This window comes from Chitinivorax sp. B (assembly GCF_005503445.1).
Classification (GTDB): domain Bacteria; phylum Pseudomonadota; class Gammaproteobacteria; order Burkholderiales; family SCOH01; genus Chitinivorax.
This window is the reverse complement of sequence record NZ_SCOH01000008.1, coordinates 66,731-85,635: the sequence shown is the minus strand read 5'-3', so window position 1 is coordinate 85,635 and position 18,905 is coordinate 66,731. Positions and strand designations below refer to the sequence as shown.

Here is an 18,905-nt window from a genome sequence, read left to right as displayed (position 1 = left end):
TTCCCTTGTGGGACAAGGGAGGCGAGGTAGGCTACACATGGCTGGTCCTTCCCTTGGCGGGCCCGTCGATTCATGAGATGATGGCGGCCTGCTTTTACTTTATTGAATCATCATTCAGGAAATAATAATGAGCGACCAACAACAGAGCGAACAACAGCCGGTGTTCCAAATTGAGAAGATCTATGTCAAGGATCTGTCCCTTGAGATCCCTCATGCGCCGCAAGTGTTCCTCGATCGTAATCAGCCCGAAATTGATATGCAGTTGCGCACCAACAGCACTAAGATCGACGAAGGTTACTTCGAAAACGTGCTGACGGTGACTGTGACCGCAAAGGCTGGTGATAAGACTATGTTCCTGGCTGAAGCATCGCAAGCAGGTATCTTCCAGATCCGCAATGTGCCGGAAGAGGACATGAGCCCGATTCTGGGTATTGGCTGCCCGAACATTCTGTTCCCGTATGTCCGCGAAACAATTTCCGATATGGTTAACCGCGCTGGCTTCCCCCCGGTGATCCTGGCGCCAATCAACTTCGAAGTATTGTACGCGCAACAACAGGCGTCGAATGAACAGCCAGCACCTGCTGCAACACACTAAGTCACTGCTCTATTTGCTGCCGGTTTTGATGCCGGCAGCTGTCTCTGCGCTGGATTTCCAGTCAGTCGCCCCTGGCGTTGGGGTGCTGAGGACTGCGCCATCTTCCCAAGCTAAGCCTATATTTGTATTGAGTCGGTCGACGCCACTTGAGGTGATGTTGCTCAATGGTGACTGGGCCAAAGTGCGTGATCGAGATGGCAGCATGGGATGGCTGGAACGTAAACAGTTGTCACCTCGTAGTGTGGTAGTCGTAAATGTCAGCCGTACGATAGTTCGAGCTAAGGCTGATGAGGCTGCCGGCATTGTGTTCGAGGCGGAGCGTGATGTACTGCTGGATGCGTTGGAACGTCCGGTCAGTGGCTGGGTGAAGGTACGTTTGCCGGACGGGCCGGCTGGTTATGTCCGCCTGAAAGATATTTGGGGAATTTGATGAAGCTTGCCGTTTTGGGTGCCGGCGCATGGGGTACTGCCTTGGCGATCAGCTTTGCCCGTAAGCACGACGTAACATTATGGGGGCGTAATGTTGAGCAGATGGCAGCGTTAGCTGCAGATCGTGTCAATCGGCAATATCTGGATGAATGTCCATTCCCGGATACGTTGAAGGTAACGGCTGATTTCGATGCGGCACTGGCAGATGTCGAACTGGTGATGATTGTTACAGCCAGTGCCGGCTTGCGTAGTACTTTGAAGCAGGTGGTTGCCACCATGTCCAAGCCCGTGCCAGTGGTATGGGCTTGCAAAGGGTTTGAAGCGCAAACTGCATTGCTGCCACACAAGGTCGTGGAACAGGAATTGCCGGGTGGTGTACCGTCCGCAGTGCTGTCTGGGCCTAGCTTTGCCAAGGAGGTCGGTTTGGGCTTACCTGCTGCGGTGACCATTGCCAGCCACGACAAGGCGTTCGCAGTGGATTTGGCTGCACGCCTGCATAGCAGCCGATTGCGAATGTATTCCAGCGATGATGTGGTGGGGGTGGAGGTCGGTGGGGCGGTCAAGAACGTGATGGCAATTGCGGCAGGTATTGCCGATGGGATGAAACTGGGACATAACGCCCGGGCTGCGCTCATTACTCGTGGTTTGGCTGAGGTCACCCGTTTAGGTATGAAACTCGGTGGTCGGGTTGAAACTTTCATGGGGCTTGCGGGCGTGGGTGACTTGATTTTGACCTGTACTGGTGATTTGTCGCGTAACCGACGTGTAGGTCTGATGATGGCGGAAGGCAAGAGGCTGGATCAGATTCTGCATGATCTAGGTCATGTGGCCGAAGGTGTTGCCTCGGCACGTGAAATCTTGCGTTTGGCCCACGAAAACGGAGTGGAGATGCCCATTACTCAGGCCGTATGCCGTGCCTTATTTGATGATGAACCGGTACCGCTGGTGTTGGATTCCTTACTGGAACGGCAATCCAAGCCTGAGTTTCATCACTGAATCAGAATCATAGTGACTTGATGGCGGTCATCCTCAGTACCATTTAGAGCAGCTGACTTTCTCGCAGGAGGCCAGCTGTTTTAATTGGTACACTGATCAATCAGAAACTATAGACCAATGTAACGCGGGTTTCCGTCTCTGACTCGGTCTCTGTATCGGGCAATTTGTTTTCTCGGGTGTTGGTCACCCCAACTTTCAGAGCCAGCATTTTGCTCAGCGCATTACGAATACTCACTTCCAATTGAGATACCCCCACTCGCCGGCCAGCCTCGATGCTTGCCTCCTGGACCAGCGATGTTTGCTCGGTCAGTTTCCACTCCAGTTCTTCGGCAATATGAAGCAGTGCTTCCCGGTCGATCACGCCATGCGAGCGCCGGTTCCAGCGGATACCAGGGCCAATCTCAAGCGCCAGTTCGGATGATTCGGTTGGTTTGAAATACTGGCCGATACCAGCCACAAACGATGGCATGTTCTGGTAATAGGCAAAGCGGTTGTAGCGATTACGAATCAGAATGAACCGGTAGTCATCCTGTGGTGTGTCGGCAAACTCGGATTTGAGACTGAATTTATATCGGGCCGATGACACTGTTTTGGCATGATCTTCGCGATCACGTTTCTGTTGATAGCGGCCGTCCAGCTGCAACCGGTCACTTCGACCTGCCGCCTGATGGTAGATGTCGATCTCACCCAGCCAGAGCTGGCTACTTTCGCTGCCACTGGTCAAATGCATTCCGACTTCCAGGTCACCGTTCCAGCCTGCTTCCGGTGATGCATCTGCCAACACCTGTGTGCTGATCAGGCTAGCTACCAGCAAATTGATCCAATACTTCATGCGGCACCTCCAAACCCGTTCTGGCGCCATGCCTCGTACACCATGATGGCAACCGCATTGGACAGATTCAGGCTGCGATTGTTGGGTGCCATGGGTAACTTGATGCGTTGCGCTGGTGGAAAGCTTTCACGGACTTCCGCAGGCAGTCCTGCCGTTTCTTGGCCAAACAACAGCACGTCGCCAGGCCGATAAGCGACTTGATCGTAGCGCGTAGCCCCTTTGGTAGTAGCTGCAAAAATGCGGGTTGGGTCGAAGTGCGCCAGACAATCTGCCCAATTCTCATGCACCTTGATCTCGGCATACTCGTGGTAGTCCAGTCCGGCACGGCGCATTCTCGCGTCGTCAAGTGGAAAGCCAAGGGGTTTGACCAGGTGTAGCTGGCACCCAGTATTGGCTGACAGGCGGATGATATTGCCGGTATTGGGTGGTATTTCGGGTTGAAAAAGAATGATGTGGAACATGCAAGTGACGGCAACAGCAGACGGAAAGTCTGCCATTTTATACATAGTTGGTGGATTGGTTATGAACTTATGCCACTTGATTTGAGTAATTCAGCGAACTCTGACCAATTTTCCAAGTGCTTGGTTCAGTTTTCTCATTTCATTGATCGAAATGGATTTGGCACACATCAAATGCCGAGTTTGGCCGGCGGGCATATCTCGAAGTTTAAGCTGCACGATCCCCTGACTGGCTTGAGGGTCAACTTGACGCAAGTGAGCCAAATCCTCCTGATCAACAAACATCAGATCAATTCGACCGGCGGCCAATTTCTTGGCCAATGTTTCGGGCGTCACAATGGATCGCTCCGTACCACCTTGACGCGCTGCAATCAGTTTGTCCAGCTCAGGGCCATACGATACACCTTCAACGATCCCCAGTATGATGTCTGGTGCGGTCAAGACCGCTTCCAAGGTTCCCAGCCTTTGCAGTAAAGGTGCCATGGTGGTGTGGGTAATCACTACATGAGGTAGATCGCGGTGCAATGCAACCGAGAACTGCGCAAACTGGTGCCGTTCGGGCAGGTCATACCAAGAAAGCGAGCAAGTGCGTTCCATCGGATTTTGCTGCATCTCAGCCACAATACGTTTGACGGGTACGCTTTCAAAAGTGGCAGGGATCCTGGCGTTGGTCAATGCGGTTCGGATCAGGTCATTGAGAAATCCGCTGGGTTGCCCATTGACCGTGAAATGGTAAGGAGCCTTTTCCCGGTATTTGATCAGCAATACGTCATCTGCCAAGCTGAACGTGGATAGCCAGAATGAAAAGAAAATCAGGATACGCATAATAAAAGCATAGTGGATGTCATCACCTGATTGAATGCAGTCAGCTTGACGGCACGGATGCTGATACAGATGATTTTGCCCCTATCACTTTTCCTTCCTGTGGTAATTAGCAAATGCATTTCTTTTTAAGCCAGCGTTTGGATTTGCGAGGCTCTGTATGAGTCACGTACGAGCATGGGTTCGGCTGCCATCCGGCAAGCGACTGGATTTGTTGAGCCCGACCCCGTTTGATTGGGATGATGAAGATTTGGCCCTTGGTTTAGCCAGAACCTACCGCTGGGGTGGTCATTCTGCTTGGCCGTTGCCACTGTCAGTGGCACAGCATTCGCTGACGGTGATGTTATTGCGTCGACATTGGGCAAAAGCCCCACTTGATCCGGTCATCGAATTGCGCGAGCTGATGCATGACGCGGACGAAGGTTTACTGGGCTTTGACTGTATTTCGGTACTCAAGCCTTTTTTGGGTGAAGGCTTCCGATCTTTGGCCGCACGTCTTGAAGCCGCCGTTTTTCTGCGTTATGGCTTGCCGGCTTGGACATCGGATGAAAAGCGAATTCACAAGCGCGCAGATAGGGTGGCTGCTGCCACAGAGGCGTTGCATGTGGTGGGCTGGCAACGGGAGGAGATCCTCCAAACCCTTAAAATCAGATACAAGCCAATGGATAAGGATGTGCTACAAGCTGTATATGGTGGGAACGAGTGGGAACCCTGGCCCCCCGCCGTGGCGGCCGAACGGTTCTTGGTGGAACTACAGCGCTTGAAGCAGGTATTGGCTTAATGATGTCACGTGTATCAGCTTCGTTCTGACAACGTTCTAGCCAGAACCAGGCAATTCACTTCGACCGCCCCCCAACGTTTCAATGTGGTTGCCAGTTCATTCAGTGTTGCACCTGTGGTCATCACATCGTCTACCAGCAGAATATGCTTGCCTTGTACGGTGTCGATACATTCGAACGCCCCTTTTACATTGCTGGCCCGCTGTTGCCATTTCAGGGTGTTTTGCACCGCGGTCTCACGGATTTTGATAATGTGCTGGGTGCTCAACTGCCAGCCCCGCTTTGATAGCGGGCGAGCCAATTCCTGAGCTTGATTGAAACCACGCTCACGTAGACGCCTGGATGACAACGGTGCAGGGATCAGCAAGTCAGGAGTGTTGTGGGTGGCAATTGATTGCAGCAGGCTGCTCAACAGCGGTTGCAAATTCAGCCGATTGTTGAATTTATAGTCGCGGATCAGGGCGTCCAGCGGGTAGGCATAGGCCAATTGACAGTAGGTGGCATCGAATGCAGGTGGGTCACGCAGACAGCGGCCACAAGGTTGGTTGTCCAGCGTTGGGATGGCACAGATGGGGCAACGTGCATTGGGGAGCCAGGGTAGGTCGGTATAACAGCCTTGACACAGGAACGGTTCGTTGGTCGTTGCGCCGCATAGCGTGCATTGGTGCGGCACGATGGATCGCACAAATTTTAGACACTTGTTCAGTATTGTGTGCATATAAATTGACAAGTGTTCATGCTTTCTTTGAAGATGGTTCGCAAATTCATCATCGGACCGCTTCTTCATCATGAACGACACCGCTCTGCATTTCCAACGGCAAGCAATTGCCATCCCGCACCCCAGTAACGAAATCTGGACAGTTGAAGCTGTGGAAGCACTGTTCAACCTGCCCTTCAATGATCTACTGTTTCGCGCTCAGCAAGTACATCGTGAACACTTTGATGCCAATAAAGTGCAGCTATCCACCCTATTGAGTGTGAAGACGGGTGGTTGCCCGGAAGACTGTGGCTATTGTCCGCAGTCGGTTCGTTACAACACTGGTGTTGAAGCTGAGGCGATGTTGTCGTTGGGCGATGTGCTTGATGCGGCCAAGGCTGCAAAGCAAGCGGGTGCCAGCCGTTTCTGTATGGGGGGGGCATGGCGCGGCCCCAAGCAAAAGGATCTGGATCAGGTCAAAGAAATGATCCGTAATGTGAAGGCGTTGGGCCTGGAGACCTGTGGTACCTTCGGCATGTTGAAGGAAGGACAAGCCGAACAATTGCGGGACGCCGGGCTGGATTACTACAACCATAACCTGGACACGGCACCAGAAAAGTACGGCGATATCATTCATACCCGCCAGTATGAAGACCGGTTGGATACGCTGCGCAAGGTGCGCGATGCTGGCATGAACGTGTGCTGTGGTGGTATTGTGGGCATGGGTGAAACGCGTGAAGAACGCGCTGGCTTGATTGCACAGCTGGCTAATCTTGCCCCACCTCCAGAGTCCGTACCGATCAATAATCTGGTTCAAGTGCCGGGGACCCCGCTGTCTGGTACGGAGAAACTGGATTGGACCGAGTTTGTACGTACCATCGCCGTTGCCCGCATCACTATGCCAAAATCGTTTGTTCGCCTGTCTGCCGGCCGTCAAGCAATGGATGAGGCCATGCAGTCCATGTGCTTCCTGGCTGGGGCCAATTCCATTTTCTATGGTGATAAGTTGTTGACGACAGGAAACCCGGAAGTTGAACGGGATCGGCAACTGCTTGCTAAACTGAATCTGGAACCGCTTTAAGTTCTGTTGACTAGGTTTCATGACCCATGCCGATTCGAGTTGGGGTGATTTGTTCTTTGGGCGATGAAATGACCTCGACAAAACTTAAGTCCGTATGGACTTGTGCCACAGGGTTCGTTCTCCTTTTGATATCGTCATACCAGGGTGCGCACAGATCACGTGCACACATTGGCCCGTTGGCTCAGGGCAAATAATCCATGCACAGGCAAGACTTGCACACGGCATTGAAAATGCTTGAAGACCAAGGATTGAGGCGCCGCAGGCGTACACTGGAATCGCCCCAAGGCGCCCATGTATTGGTGGATGGCAAGCCTTATATCGCCTTTGCCAGTAATGATTATCTGGGGCTGGCAGGCCATCCTGAACTCATCGAAGCGACCCAGAAAGCGGTGCTGGAATGGGGAGTTGGCGGCGGTGCTTCCCATCTTGTCTCTGGCCACTTTGGTGCTCACGACAAGCTGGAGGATGCGCTGGCCCGCTTTGTTGGACAGGACGACACACTGCTGTTCAGTAATGGTTACATGGCAAACCTGGGGACGGTAACGGCTTTGGTTGGACGTGGCGATGCCATCTTTGCGGACAAGCTCAACCATGCTTCGTTGAACGATGCCTGCGTGTTGTCTCGGGCTGAATTCCGTCGTTTTCAACATAATGATATCAGTGCCCTGGCCCGCTTGCTGGAAACCACCCCGGCGCGTACAAAGCTGATTGTGGCCGATGCTGTCTACAGTATGGATGGCGATGTTGCGCCGATTCGTGAGATGGTGGCGCTGTCTGATCGACACGACGCCTGGTTGTTGCTGGATGACGCGCATGGATTCGGCGTACTGGGGCCGAACGGCCGTGGTTCGTTGCTGGCCAACGATGTCCGTTCGCCGCGTGCCATCTATATGGCGACGTTGGGTAAAGCCGCGGGGGTTGCCGGCGCATTTGTGGCAGGCAATGCCGAGCTGATCGAATGGCTGGTACAACGTGCTCGAACTTATATTTATACCACTGCGCAACCTCCGATGCTGGCTGCGACTCTGCTGAAAAGTCTGGAGTTGATCGAGCGAGAAGAATGGCGCCGCGAACGGCTACATGAAGTGATCAATCAATTGAAGGCTGGTTTGTCAGGCTTGCCTTGGTCATTGATGCCATCGGATACACCGATCCAGCCATTGGTGATCGGTGACAACGGTGATGCTCTGCGTGTGACCGAGGCGTTGCGGGACATGGGTTTGTGGGTACCGGCGATCCGGCCTCCCACTGTGCCACCGGGAACAGCGCGATTACGTATTTCGCTATCGGCAGCCCATGTATCGGAAGATATCGATAAGCTATGTGCTGCACTGCAGCAACTTGCGCGATAATGGCCTCTTTTTTCGAAGGATTGGAAGCTCCCACATGCTCAAATCTTTAGGAAAAAACGCCGCCTTGTTAACCACACTGATGTTGTCGGGGTGGCTTATTGCAGCGGATTATCCTGCGAGTCCCAAGGCGGTGGTGGATGCATATATTAGAGCTGATTTGGCAGGTGCTGCGATGAGCGCCACAAGTTGGGGTGCGGTTCAGCAGTACACCCAATGGCCAGCCAAGCATAGCTGGGATGGTTGCTTGGTGGTGAAAGCCCACCAGATTGGTCAATCCACTGAAACAGATGGTAAAGCCACTGTCGTTGTCAGCTATGACGTAGTGGGTGAATTTGATGGGGTCAGAGTAGCCCTGGCACCACGTAAGGATCAATTGACGTTGCAGTTGGCCCAACAGGGTGGTCAGTGGAAAATCATTGGTGATCCGGCGAAGCCACGTTTACTGCCGGCCGCTACTTTACCCTTGTTGCTGGAGCAGTTGGATCAGGCCAAGAGCCTGGGTGACTCGGCGGTAGTGCAACAAATTGAAGAGAGTATCAAGGCTTTGAAGTAATGGGTACCTATCTGTCGCGTACCCTGCTTGTGTTATTGGCTTGTTTACCAACTTGGGCTACAGCAGGAGATGCTGCTACCAGTGCCCGCCAATTGGTGCAGGATATGCTGCAGGGTCATGCCACCGAGATGGCTCAGCGGCGTGATCAATGGTTGAGTGCCACCGAGGGTATCAGTTTGGTTGGGGCTTCACAGCCCATCATTGCCAATACCGTAGAATTGCAAGGTGATGGGCATGACTTGATTGTCAAATTCAAGGTGTTGGGTGAACTGGATGGCAATCGTTTTGTGGCAGCTAGTAAGGTGCTGGAGTGGAAGTTACAGATGACCGAAAAACAGGGGCGTTGGCTGTTGGTTCAGCCCAATCTGTTGCGGCCCGTCGTGAATGTGGCTACTGCCAAGCGGCTGTTGGCAGACAGGATGGCGCAAGCCAGAGATGAAGGTGATGGTTTGTTAGCTGAACAGGCTGAAAAAAGCATCGCAGAATTGAGTAAATAGATTGTGTCTTTGCATGTTGAGGTCATTGGGCGTGGACCCAATCTGGTCATGTTACATGGTTGGGCCATGCATGGCGGTATCTGGCACGGTGTAGCAGAGCGGCTTGCCGCACATTTCTGTGTGCATCTGGTGGATCTGCCTGGGCATGGTCATAGCACTGCTGTCGAGCCATTTGGTTTGAATATGCTGGCAGAGCGGGTGGCTGCGGAGTTTCCCTGGCCTGTGCATGTGCTTGGCTGGTCGTTAGGTGGTGCAGTGGCGCTGCGTTGGGCGCTGGATCATCCTACGGCAATCAATAAACTTGTACTGGTTGCCAGTTCACCCTGCTTTGCACAACGACCAGATTGGCCTAGTGCGATGAAACAGGAGGTATTGGCAGGTTTTGCCAGCAATTTGCAGGCTGATTATGAAGGTACCTTGAAGCGGTTTCTGGCATTGCAAGCCATGGGCGGGCAAGCGACCCGTGAGGTACTTCGCGCGTTGCAGGATAAACTGTTCGAGCGCGGTCGACCCGATGGCGTAGTACTGGGCAAAGGGCTGGATATTCTGCGTGATGTTGATATGCGGCATGAACTCCAACACCTTGATCCCCCGACTTTGCTGATTTATGGCGAGCGCGATGGGTTGACCCCGGCGCCGGTTGGCCGTTGGTTGGCAGCCAATCTGCCTGATGCCGAATTGATGATGTTGAAGCATAGTGCACATGCTCCCTTTATTTCCCATCCCGATCACTTTGCGGAGCGGGTGATCCAATTTCTCTCCTGATTGCCCGGAAAACTCCGGCTGCATGCAGTGAATCAAGCAGATTGAAAATAGCCATGGCAGAAAATTTTTACACCGACAAACGCCAAGTTCGCCGATCGTTCGAGCGTGCTGCGCAATCCTATGATGCTGCGGCCATATTGCAGCGTGAGGTGAGTGACCGCATGCAGGAACGCCTGAGCTACATCAAGCATGATCCGCAATGGGTGCTGGACGTGGGTGCAGGCACTGGCTATGGCGCACGCAAGTTACGTGCGCAATATCCACATGCAAAAGTCGTGGAGCTGGATTTGGCCTTATCCATGCTGAAAGTAGGTGAGCAGCAACCCGCTTGGTGGAAAAAGCACCTGCCATTTGCCCGTACCAACAGTAGGGCGCCGCAGGTTTGTGCCGATGTGGAAGCCATGCCACTGGCCAATGGTAGTGTCGACATGGTGTGGTCAAATCTGACCCTGCAGTGGTGCAATGCACCCGATCAGGCATTTGGTGAGTTGCACCGGGTATTACGACCAGATGGCCTGTTGATGTTCTCTACCTTGGGGCCAGATACACTGAAGGAATTGCGCGATGCGTTTGCTGGGCTGGATGGCCATACCCATGTCAATCGTTTCATCGACATGCACGACATTGGCGATGCATTGGTGCGGGCGGGGTTTTCAGAACCGGTGATGGACATGGAGATCATCACCATGACCTATGATTCAGTCAAAGCCGTCATGCAAGACCTGAAAAGGATTGGTGCCCACAATGTAACTCAGGGCCGCAGTGTTGGGTTGATGGGTAAACAGAAATGGCAGCAGGTATTGGCACGCTATGAACAGCTGCGTCGTGATGGCCGCCTGCCAGCGACTTATGAAGTGGTTTATGGTCATGCCTGGCGCCCCATCGATAAGCCGTCACGTTCGTTGCCAGATGGCAGGCAGATTATTGAGTTTCGTCCTCGACCGAGTAAATAACGATGGCAAACGGTTTTTTCATCACAGGTACGGATACTGAGGTTGGCAAGACATTTGTCACTGCGCTGTTACTACGAGAATTGAATCGCAATGGGCGGGCAGCACTGGGTATGAAGCCGGTTGCTTCTGGTTGCCATATAGGGGCAGATGGCCTGACCAATGAAGATGTTGAAGCATTGTTGTCTGCTGGACATCATCAAGTGCCACATCGCTTGCTGAATCCATACGCTTTTGAACCACCGATATCGCCACATATTGCAGCGTTACGGGCCGGTGTGGTCGTGTCTTTCCAAGAGTTGAAAACAGCCTATGACACCTTGACCGAACAAGCTGACACGGTGTTGGTGGAAGGAGCTGGCGGCTGGCTGGCGCCGATATCCGACGTGGTCGACATGGCGGACTTGGCAGCGTTTTTGTCGTTGCCTGTGATCATGGTGGTGGGCATGCGGCTCGGCTGTTTGAACCATGCGGTGCTGACAGCGCGAGCCATCCAGGCCAGCGGCTGTCAATTGCTGGGTTGGGTGGCTAATCGCGTAGTACCTGATATGTTGGAGTTCGATGCCAACCTGGTTACGCTGGAACGACGTATATCAGCGCCACTGCTGGGTTTGGTACCCCATGCGCCGGCAGGTACCATTCCGATACTGGGGCGTGCAAATCTGGAGCCACTGCTGAGTTAGGTCAATGGTGAAGCTGGTTATTGAATTGGATCCCGATCGGTTGGATAACCCTGATCTGGATCTGCGCTACGTGATTCCCGATCTGTTGCGGCAGCATTCAGGCGGTAATATTCAAGATGACGGGTATGATTATGAGTCCCGTGTTGGCCAAGAGACCTTGTTGGTTGTCTTTCTTACGGCAACAGACGCTACATCTGCCATCCAGACCATTCGGACCGTTTTTCAGTCACAACCCGTCCTGGGTAATCATTTATCCACATCGGTGATCCTGTACATGGATCAGGATGGGGTACGGTACCCTGTGTCGCTGACATGATTACCGTTTATGTATAGATAGCGTTCGTTTATTCACTAAGAGCCGCTAACAAAACCCAGCGAAGCAGTTCTGGTTAGGCGTACAAACGAAAGCAGTAAGAAAGTACGACAAGTTTGCACAACAACACCAGAAGGGTTTTGTTAGCGGCTCTTAGTCAATCTGTGCTTTGCCAACCACTGTAACGGATAACTTGGCAAAGTACGTCAGACGAGTTTGGTCTGTTAAATCTCACAATGCTGCTATGGTTGGTGTGAAGCAACGCGCCACTTCATACCCTTTTTGCCACATTCAACCAGTGTGGCCAGTCTTACGTCTTCCAATTCCCCGTCCATAGCATATTGCATCACTGGATGCAGATTCATAAACAACTACTTATCACGTGCTGCAGCGCACATGTCATATCGATTTGATTGAACGGAAAATGTTTCGATGAGCGGCATACCAGTTATTACTTCAATATCTGAGTTGATGAATTAGAGTAAAGCTCCTAGCGGTCTTCAGGGCCGTTACGAAGTATGCTTTTTGCATTTTTTGTAAGATTCGTTAATGCGTAATTACTTGTTTAATAAAGGATTAATGTTGCGCTGCACAAGTGTTTCCGCGCTTGTTTTCCCATAGGTCGTTTGTTAGTATCACCGGCAAAATGTCGCGCCAGTGCTTGTATCTAGTCATTTTGACACTGTGTAGCACATCTTGAGCCCGTCTTGAACGCTGGCATTATCTGCAGTCTCAGCCGGGTTGTTGAAGCAAGTGCCGTAGGGCTCGTTGCATCAAGATTTCCGGCCCTGCGGTTCACACCCAAAGACTTGAATAATAAAGTAACGGGGAGACCATGAGACGCAAGCTGACGCGCATCACAGCAGCTGCGCAGGCAGGGGCGATCGCCCTTATCTCGCAGGCCTGTATGGCCGATTACAAAACCGATATGCAGGCACCAGCCAACGAGTTGGCCAGCAAGGTGATCGGTCTTCACGAACTCATGCTGTACATCTGCGGTGCCATCTTTGTCGCCGTATTCGGTGTGATGTTCTATTCCATTTTCAAACATCGTAAAAGTGCAGGTCACAAGGCTGCCAACTTCCACGAGAACGCTACTGTGGAGGTGGTGTGGACCATCGTTCCATTGATCATTCTGGTGTTGATGGCTTTACCTGCTACCAAGGTTGTACTGGCACAGAAAGATACCAAGAGCGAAGACCTGACCATCAAGGTGACGGGGTATCAGTGGAAGTGGGGGTATGACTACCTGCAGGATGGTGTGAGTTTCTATGCCAACCTGTCCACTCCGCGTGATCAAATCGAGGACTATCAAGGCCAAGCCGCTAACAAAGGTGAAAACTATCTGCTGGAGGTGGATAACCACCTGGTGGTGCCAGTGGACAAGAAAATCCGCCTGCTGCTGACAGCCAACGATGTGATCCATTCCTGGTGGGTACCAGCCTTCGCAGTCAAGCAAGATGCTATTCCTGGGCTGATTCGGGATACTTGGTTCAAAGTCGACAAACCGGGTATCTATCGTGGTCAATGCGCGGAACTGTGTGGCAAGGATCATGGCTTCATGCCAATCGTGGTGGAAGCCAAGACCCAGGCGGAATACGACAAATGGCTGGAAGCCAAGAAGAAGGAAATTGCTGCTCAGCAGGATGACCCGAACAAGGTCTGGAAGAAGGATGAGCTGATGGCTCGAGGTGAGAAGGTCTATAACGCCAACTGCGTAGCCTGCCACCAAGCCAGTGGGCAAGGCGTGCCCGGTACCTTCCCGTCACTGGTCGGTTCCAAAATTACGGTGGGACCGGCTGGCGGCCACATTGACATGGTACTGAATGGTAAGGCTGCCATGCCGCCGTGGAAGCACCTTTCCGATACTGAAATCGCCGCTGTGGTGACCTATGAGCGTAATGCCTGGGGCAACAACAAGGGTGATCTGGTGCAACCTTCTGATGTCAAAGCTGCGCGCAAATAAGGAGCCCACATGACTTCTGCAACCAAGACGGTTGAGGCGCCCCTGCATGAGCACGGGCATGGCCACGACCATGCACATGACCATCCCAGTGGCCTGTCACGCTGGCTGACGGCCACCAATCATAAAGATATCGGAACACTGTACCTTTGGTTCAGTTTTGTGATGTTCATGTCTGGTGGTGTCATGGCGTTGATGATCCGGCTGGAACTGTTTCAGCCCGGGATGCAATTCATCAACCCAGAACTATTCAATCAGTTCACCACCCTGCATGGCTTGATCATGGTCTTTGGCGCCATCATGCCGGCCTTTACGGGCCTGGCCAACTGGATGTTGCCCCTGATGCTGGGTGCGCCCGACATGGCGTTTGCCCGCATGAACAACTGGTCATTCTGGCTGCTGCCACCGGCTGGCCTGCTGCTGATCATCAGTTTTGCTGTACCAGGTGGTGCCGCCGCTGCAGGGTGGACGTTGTATGCACCTTTGTCCACCCAAATGGGCATGGGGATGGATCTGACCATCTTTGCTGTGCACATCATGGGGATGAGCTCGATCATGGGCTCAATCAACATTATCGTGACCATCCTCAACATGCGTGCCCCTGGCATGACCATGATGAAGATGCCAATGTTTGCCTGGACTACGCTGATCACTGCTTACCTGCTGATCGCGGTGGTACCGGTGTTGGCCGGTGCGGTCACCATGTTGTTGACGGATCGCCACTTCGGGACGTCGTTCTTCAATCCTGCCGGTGGTGGTGACCCAGTAATGTACCAGCATATCTTCTGGTTCTTTGGCCACCCGGAAGTGTACATCATGGCCCTGCCTGCATTCGGGGTGGTCAGCCAGGTGATCCCGACTTTTGCACGCAAGCCTTTGTTTGGTTATCACTCGATGGTGTATGCGACTTCGTCGATCGCGATCCTGTCCTTCATTGTCTGGGCACACCATATGTTTGCCACCGGGATGCCGGCGGTGGGTCAATTGTTCTTCATGTACGCGACCATGCTGATCGCGGTGCCAACCGGGGTAAAAGTATTCAACTGGATTGCCACCATGTGGAAGGGTTCAATGTCCTTCGAAACACCGATGCTGTTCGCAATCGGCTTCGTGTGCCTATTCACTTTGGGGGGCTTGTCCGGTCTGATGCTCTCGATCGCGGCAGTGGATATCCAGTATCAGGATACTTACTTCGTTGTGGCGCATTTCCACTATGTCTTGGTTGCGGGGGCGTTGTTCAGTTTGTTCTCTGCTTACTACTACTGGTCGCCGAAATGGACTGGTTTCATGTATCACGAGGGTAGAGGGAAACTGCATTTCTGGTGGTCGATGATCGCGTTCAATGTGACATTTTTTCCGATGCACTTCCTGGGTCTGGCTGGTATGCCGCGCCGGATTCCAGACTATGCCACCCAGTTTACCGGCTTCAATGAAATTGCTTCGATTGGTGCATTGGCGTTTGGTTTGGCCCAGATCTATTTCCTGTTTTTCGTGGTAATGCCACAACTTCGTGGTGGTGCGGGCCCTGCATCGCAGAAACCATGGGATGGTGTGAATACCCTGGAATGGGAAGTGCCTTCACCTGCGCCGTTCCATACCTGGGAGACCCCACCGCAACGAGAGCTGGTCGAACAGTTGAGTGCCGCGCAGAAATTGCATTGAAACAGTGTCAATGAAGGCGAGTGCACTGGTGACAATTGCACTCGCCACTTGGTTGGAGAAGGACATGGAACATGAGTAAAAACCTGAAGACCGCGCTGATTCTGGCTTCCTGCGCCCTGGTGTTCTTTGCAGGGTTCATCGTGAAACAGTGGCTGATTGGCAGATGAGTGCGCTGAGCGATAACCGCCAGTTGTTCGTCAAATTGTCGATCATCGCAGCATTCATGTTCGGCTTTGGTTTCATGCTGGTGCCGCTGTACAAGAAGATCTGTGAAGCCACTGGGATCAACAATGTACTGAAGGCGGACGACACGCCAACAAACACGCAGGTGGATGCTACGCGTGAAGTGACGATTGAATTTGATGCCAATTTGCGCAGCAATCTGCCATGGCGTTTCAAGCCCAAGCTGGTCAGCATGAAAGTGCACCCAGGGCAATTGGTACAGGTGGAATATGAACTGGAGAACCTGTCCGACAAGGTGATCGTTGGTCAGGCCATACCGAGCTATGGCCCCGCTCAGGCAGGCCCACACTTTCGCAAGCTGGATTGCTTCTGCTTTACGCAGCAGACCATTCAACCGCGTGAAAAGCGTCGCATGCCAGTTGTGTTTCTGTTAGACAGTGCACTGCCGAAGGAGCTGAACACCGTGACACTGTCCTACACGTTCTTCGAGGTGGAAGGAGGCAAGCGCTCCTGAGCGCTACATGCACATGGACAATAAACACAGCAGTGGATTACAGGCGGTGAAGGCCATTTTCTGGGCTTTCTTCGGGGTGCGCAAAGGGCGCGATCACGCGGCGGATATGGCCAAGTTGACACCAAAACAAATCATCCTGGCGGGCATCATCGGCGGGGTGATTTTTGTCATGATGCTTGTCTTGCTGGTAAAACTGGTCACCAGCTGACTGATACAAAAAAGAGCGAAGGGGAGACACATGAGCACGCATGCAGAGCATCACTATTATGTGCCGCAACCGTCAAAATGGCCGCTGGTTGGCGCGTTCGCCTTGTTTTTTCTGGGCTTGGGCGCTGCACTGGCGGTCAATGGCGTGTCGGCAGGCAATATCTGTCTGGCGATTGGTTTTGCCATTCTGTTGTACATGTTGTTTGGCTGGTTTGGGGATGTAATCCGCGAGAGCGAAAGTGGCAAATATAACGATCAGGTCGATTTATCGTTTCGCTGGAGTATGGGCTGGTTCATCTTTTCGGAAGTGATGTTCTTCGCGGCATTCTTTGGGGCGCTTTACTACGCCCGGGTGATTTCGGTACCGGAACTTGGCTCCATGTCGCAGAAATTGCTGTGGCCCGATTTTGTTGCCAACTGGCCAAGTCAGGTAGCCCCAGCCGGAGCAGAGGCTTACCGGCCTATGGGAGCATGGGGGTTGCCTGCCATCAATACATTGATTTTGTTGACATCGGGTGCAACTGTGACCTGGGCTCACTGGGGTGTGTTGAAGAACAAACGCGGCCAACTGATTGCTGGCCTGATGATGACGGTGGCGCTGGGCATTCTGTTTATCTGTCTGCAAGCCTATGAGTACGCTCATGCCATGCATGAGATGAACCTGACGCTGTCATCAGGTATTTATGGCACCACCTTCTATATGTTGACGGGCTTCCACGGTGCGCATGTCACGCTGGGTACCATCATGCTGGCGGTGGTGATGTTCCGTTCCATGAAAGGCCATTTCAAACCGGAACACCATTTTGCCTTTGAGGCTGCGGCCTGGTATTGGCACTTTGTCGATGTGGTGTGGCTGATTCTGTTCGTGTTTGTGTACTGGTTGTAAAGCTTGGAAGGTGAGCTGTCGATGGCCAGGAAGCGACGCCAGATAGACGCCGCATGAGGCTCAGACAGGTTGTTACAGGCCCGTTGTGGGAATCAGGCCAAAGTAAAAGCCAACCATCAACAGTACAAACAACGAGATCGACAAGGCGACACGTAATGTCAGCGCCTTGACGGCCTTGTCCTGAGATCCGCCCCGCTTTAGCACGCCACGCAGGGCTGTGAATAGGCTGAACAAAATGGCAACCAGCATCAGTACAACAACAATTTTCATATGTTGTCTCTCCTTGTTATCGAACTAGTGTATGCCATCGGTCACCATGCCTCCAGTCTTTCGTTTTGGCCGTTTCGTGTATCGCCCGAAGTGGATGACCACGCTGGCGACGATAGCCATGGTGGCGCTGGCATTGACTGCTGCACAGTGGCAGCAAGGCCGAGCACAACAGAAACGCACGTTGCAGGCAAGATATGACTTGGCAGAGCAACAGCCACGTAGACTGGTTGTTGGCACGGAAACGTTGCAACAGGTGGCATACCGCCACGTTCGATTGCTGGGCTCGTGGGTGCCGGAAAAGGCAATCTGGATCGATAACCGCACACACCAGGGGCTAGCGGGATATCACCTGATCATGCCACTGCATTTTCCTGGCACAGACCGCTATGTATTGATAAACCGTGGCTGGGTACCGCGTTCTGCCAACTTGGCCAGAATGGCAGCGGTGCCAGACGGTTTGGTGGAGGTATTGGGCCGGTCGGTACCGCCGCCTGGAAGCTATGTGGAGTTGTCGCAGCAAACCGTGTCTGGGCCGATCTGGCAGAACCTGTCAGTAGAACGCTATGCACGGCGTTACGTCATGTCCGTCATGCCGGTACTGGTGGAGCAAGCCAGTTCAAAGGATGACGGGCTGATTCGGGAGTGGAAGAAGCCGGATGCCGGCGTCCATAAACATGTGGCTTATGCGGTGCAGTGGTATTGCATCGCTCTTGCGGTGGTGGTGTTGTATGTCGTCCTCAATATCAAACGTCAGCCTGTCGGCCAATAAACCGGCCAACCGGCGTGTCATGTCGCTGTTGTTGCTGGTATCTGTCGCGCCTTTTGTTGCGTCCTACCTTGCCTATTACGTGTGGAAACCCACGCAGTCCAAGACTCATGGCCAGTTACTGACTATCCAGCCATTGCCAACGGTCTTGATGGTGGATCAGGCTGGGCAGCCGGTCTCGTTGATGAATATGCGCGGAAAATGGATCTTGCTGATGGCCGATGGTGCTGCCTGCGATGCGCGCTGCCAACGGAAGTCTTATTTGTTACAGCAAGTCCGCACGGCTCAAGGCAAGGAGCGGGTCAGGGTGGAGCGACTGTGGTTGGTTGATGACACCCAACCAGTAACAACGCCGGAGACCGTACGGGGTGTGCATGTCTGGAGAGCTGCTGGTTCGGAGTTGATACAAGCCTTGCCAGTACCCGGTGATAGAGACCGTCGGGACTATGTGTATTTGGTGGACCCGCTCGGTAATCAAGTGATGCGTTATCGGTTGGATCAAGACCCGGTTCGCATGCTTAAGGAAATTGCCAAATTACTGAAGAACAACGAGGCACTGGGTTAGGTCTATCCTTTGGCAATCCGTTGTTGCTACGCGCTGAGAAAGCCTGCTAAGCGGCGCTTGTGACATCTCGTTTTGCCAGAAGACTTG

Annotated in this window: 25 protein-coding genes; 20 read left to right on the top strand and 5 right to left on the bottom strand. The window is 52.9% G+C overall.

Going from position 1 to position 18,905, the window contains the following annotated elements; all coding sequences use genetic code 11:
• The first annotated feature begins 127 nt into the window (after positions 1 to 127).
• Genes secB through FFS57_RS07110 form a run of 3 tightly spaced genes read left to right on the top strand, consistent with a single transcriptional unit; the run spans position 128 to position 2,020 of the window.
• Positions 128 to 595: a protein-export chaperone SecB gene (gene secB / locus FFS57_RS07120; protein WP_137937080.1), complete on the top strand. Its 468-nt coding sequence runs from the start codon at positions 128 to 130 to the stop codon at positions 593 to 595.
• Positions 564 to 1,025 (top strand): SH3 domain-containing protein, encoded by a 462-nt coding sequence (locus tag FFS57_RS07115; RefSeq protein WP_137937079.1) that lies wholly within the window; start codon positions 564 to 566, stop codon positions 1,023 to 1,025. Before secB ends, FFS57_RS07115 begins: the two co-directional genes overlap by 32 nt.
• A complete protein-coding gene (locus tag FFS57_RS07110; protein WP_137937078.1) occupies positions 1,025 to 2,020 on the top strand; it encodes an NAD(P)H-dependent glycerol-3-phosphate dehydrogenase in 996 nt (331 codons plus the stop codon). Before FFS57_RS07115 ends, FFS57_RS07110 begins: the two co-directional genes overlap by 1 nt.
• Positions 2,021 to 2,120: 100 nt before the next feature.
• Here the strand turns inward: FFS57_RS07110 and FFS57_RS07105 are convergent, their stop codons facing one another.
• The 3 genes from FFS57_RS07105 to FFS57_RS07095 form a co-directional block, all read right to left on the bottom strand.
• Positions 2,121 to 2,852: a DUF481 domain-containing protein gene (locus tag FFS57_RS07105; protein WP_171013710.1), complete on the bottom strand. Its 732-nt coding sequence runs from the start codon at positions 2,850 to 2,852 to the stop codon at positions 2,121 to 2,123.
• Entirely contained in the window at positions 2,849 to 3,313 is a 465-nt protein-coding gene (locus FFS57_RS07100) for a tRNA (cytidine(34)-2'-O)-methyltransferase (RefSeq protein ID WP_137937149.1), read from the bottom strand. Before FFS57_RS07100 ends, FFS57_RS07105 begins: the two co-directional genes overlap by 4 nt.
• Before the next feature lie 90 nt (positions 3,314 to 3,403).
• Positions 3,404 to 4,135: a transporter substrate-binding domain-containing protein gene (locus tag FFS57_RS07095; RefSeq protein WP_137937076.1), complete on the bottom strand. Its 732-nt coding sequence runs from the start codon at positions 4,133 to 4,135 to the stop codon at positions 3,404 to 3,406.
• A 157-nt stretch (positions 4,136 to 4,292) separates the two neighbouring features.
• Here FFS57_RS07095 and FFS57_RS07090 point away from each other — a divergent pair, with 157 nt between their 5' ends.
• On the top strand, positions 4,293 to 4,913 hold the full coding sequence (locus tag FFS57_RS07090) for a phosphohydrolase (protein WP_137937075.1): 621 nt from the start codon (positions 4,293 to 4,295) through the stop codon (positions 4,911 to 4,913).
• Between the two features lie 14 nt (positions 4,914 to 4,927).
• On the opposite strand, the gene FFS57_RS07085 is transcribed toward FFS57_RS07090, so the two are convergent.
• Positions 4,928 to 5,584, bottom strand: coding sequence for a ComFC family protein (locus FFS57_RS07085; protein ID WP_249383927.1), 657 nt, complete (start codon positions 5,582 to 5,584; stop codon positions 4,928 to 4,930).
• Positions 5,585 to 5,699: 115 nt separating this feature from the next.
• Between FFS57_RS07085 and bioB the strand changes: the two genes are divergently transcribed.
• The 14 genes from bioB (at position 5,700) to FFS57_RS07020 (ending at position 17,217) form a co-directional block, all read left to right on the top strand.
• Complete coding sequence (gene bioB, locus FFS57_RS07080) at positions 5,700 to 6,689, top strand: biotin synthase BioB (protein ID WP_137937073.1); 990 nt, start codon at positions 5,700 to 5,702, stop codon at positions 6,687 to 6,689.
• A 197-nt stretch (positions 6,690 to 6,886) separates the two neighbouring features.
• Positions 6,887 to 8,041: an 8-amino-7-oxononanoate synthase gene (gene bioF / locus FFS57_RS07075; RefSeq protein ID WP_137937072.1), complete on the top strand. Its 1,155-nt coding sequence runs from the start codon at positions 6,887 to 6,889 to the stop codon at positions 8,039 to 8,041.
• Positions 8,042 to 8,075: 34 nt separating this feature from the next.
• Positions 8,076 to 8,594 carry an LpqB family beta-propeller domain-containing protein gene (locus tag FFS57_RS07070; protein WP_137937071.1) on the top strand — a complete coding sequence of 173 codons (519 nt, stop codon included), beginning with the start codon at positions 8,076 to 8,078 and terminating at the stop codon, positions 8,592 to 8,594.
• Positions 8,594 to 9,091 carry a hypothetical protein gene (locus tag FFS57_RS07065; protein WP_137937070.1) on the top strand — a complete coding sequence of 166 codons (498 nt, stop codon included), beginning with the start codon at positions 8,594 to 8,596 and terminating at the stop codon, positions 9,089 to 9,091. Before FFS57_RS07070 ends, FFS57_RS07065 begins: the two co-directional genes overlap by 1 nt.
• Positions 9,092 to 9,094: 3 nt before the next feature.
• Positions 9,095 to 9,856 (top strand): pimeloyl-ACP methyl ester esterase BioH, encoded by a 762-nt coding sequence (gene bioH / locus FFS57_RS07060; RefSeq protein WP_137937069.1) that lies wholly within the window; start codon positions 9,095 to 9,097, stop codon positions 9,854 to 9,856.
• 53 nt (positions 9,857 to 9,909) lie between these two features.
• Complete coding sequence (bioC, locus tag FFS57_RS07055) at positions 9,910 to 10,809, top strand: malonyl-ACP O-methyltransferase BioC (protein ID WP_137937068.1); 900 nt, start codon at positions 9,910 to 9,912, stop codon at positions 10,807 to 10,809.
• Positions 10,810 to 10,811: 2 nt separating this feature from the next.
• On the top strand, positions 10,812 to 11,489 hold the full coding sequence (gene bioD / locus FFS57_RS07050) for a dethiobiotin synthase (RefSeq protein ID WP_137937067.1): 678 nt from the start codon (positions 10,812 to 10,814) through the stop codon (positions 11,487 to 11,489).
• A gap of 4 nt (positions 11,490 to 11,493) precedes the next feature.
• Positions 11,494 to 11,805: a hypothetical protein gene (locus FFS57_RS07045; RefSeq protein ID WP_137937066.1), complete on the top strand. Its 312-nt coding sequence runs from the start codon at positions 11,494 to 11,496 to the stop codon at positions 11,803 to 11,805.
• 925 nt (positions 11,806 to 12,730) lie between these two features.
• Positions 12,731 to 13,768 carry a cytochrome c oxidase subunit II gene (gene coxB, locus FFS57_RS07040; protein ID WP_502705901.1) on the top strand — a complete coding sequence of 346 codons (1,038 nt, stop codon included), beginning with the start codon at positions 12,731 to 12,733 and terminating at the stop codon, positions 13,766 to 13,768.
• A gap of 9 nt (positions 13,769 to 13,777) precedes the next feature.
• A complete protein-coding gene (gene ctaD, locus FFS57_RS07035) occupies positions 13,778 to 15,427 on the top strand; it encodes a cytochrome c oxidase subunit I (RefSeq protein WP_137937065.1) in 1,650 nt (549 codons plus the stop codon).
• 71 nt (positions 15,428 to 15,498) lie between these two features.
• The gene (locus tag FFS57_RS25585) at positions 15,499 to 15,594 is read left to right on the top strand and encodes a cytochrome oxidase small assembly protein (protein ID WP_212749159.1); all 96 of its coding nucleotides are present in this window, start codon (positions 15,499 to 15,501) and stop codon (positions 15,592 to 15,594) included.
• Positions 15,591 to 16,124: a cytochrome c oxidase assembly protein gene (locus FFS57_RS07030; RefSeq protein ID WP_137937064.1), complete on the top strand. Its 534-nt coding sequence runs from the start codon at positions 15,591 to 15,593 to the stop codon at positions 16,122 to 16,124. The genes FFS57_RS25585 and FFS57_RS07030 overlap by 4 nt, the downstream gene beginning before the upstream one ends.
• Before the next feature lie 46 nt (positions 16,125 to 16,170).
• Positions 16,171 to 16,332, top strand: a complete 162-nt coding sequence (locus tag FFS57_RS07025) for a DUF2970 domain-containing protein (protein WP_502705899.1) — start codon at positions 16,171 to 16,173, stop codon at positions 16,330 to 16,332.
• Positions 16,333 to 16,362: 30 nt separating this feature from the next.
• Positions 16,363 to 17,217, top strand: a complete 855-nt coding sequence (locus tag FFS57_RS07020) for a cytochrome c oxidase subunit 3 (protein ID WP_137937062.1) — start codon at positions 16,363 to 16,365, stop codon at positions 17,215 to 17,217.
• Between the two features lie 72 nt (positions 17,218 to 17,289).
• On the opposite strand, the gene FFS57_RS07015 is transcribed toward FFS57_RS07020, so the two are convergent.
• Positions 17,290 to 17,487, bottom strand: coding sequence for a twin transmembrane helix small protein (locus FFS57_RS07015; RefSeq protein WP_137937061.1), 198 nt, complete (start codon positions 17,485 to 17,487; stop codon positions 17,290 to 17,292).
• 31 nt (positions 17,488 to 17,518) lie between these two features.
• Here FFS57_RS07015 and FFS57_RS07010 point away from each other — a divergent pair, with 31 nt between their 5' ends.
• Complete coding sequence (locus FFS57_RS07010; RefSeq protein WP_137937060.1) at positions 17,519 to 18,256, top strand: SURF1 family protein; 738 nt, start codon at positions 17,519 to 17,521, stop codon at positions 18,254 to 18,256.
• Positions 18,216 to 18,818, top strand: coding sequence for an SCO family protein (locus FFS57_RS07005; RefSeq protein ID WP_137937059.1), 603 nt, complete (start codon positions 18,216 to 18,218; stop codon positions 18,816 to 18,818). Before FFS57_RS07010 ends, FFS57_RS07005 begins: the two co-directional genes overlap by 41 nt.
• Positions 18,819 to 18,905: the final 87 nt, after the last annotated feature.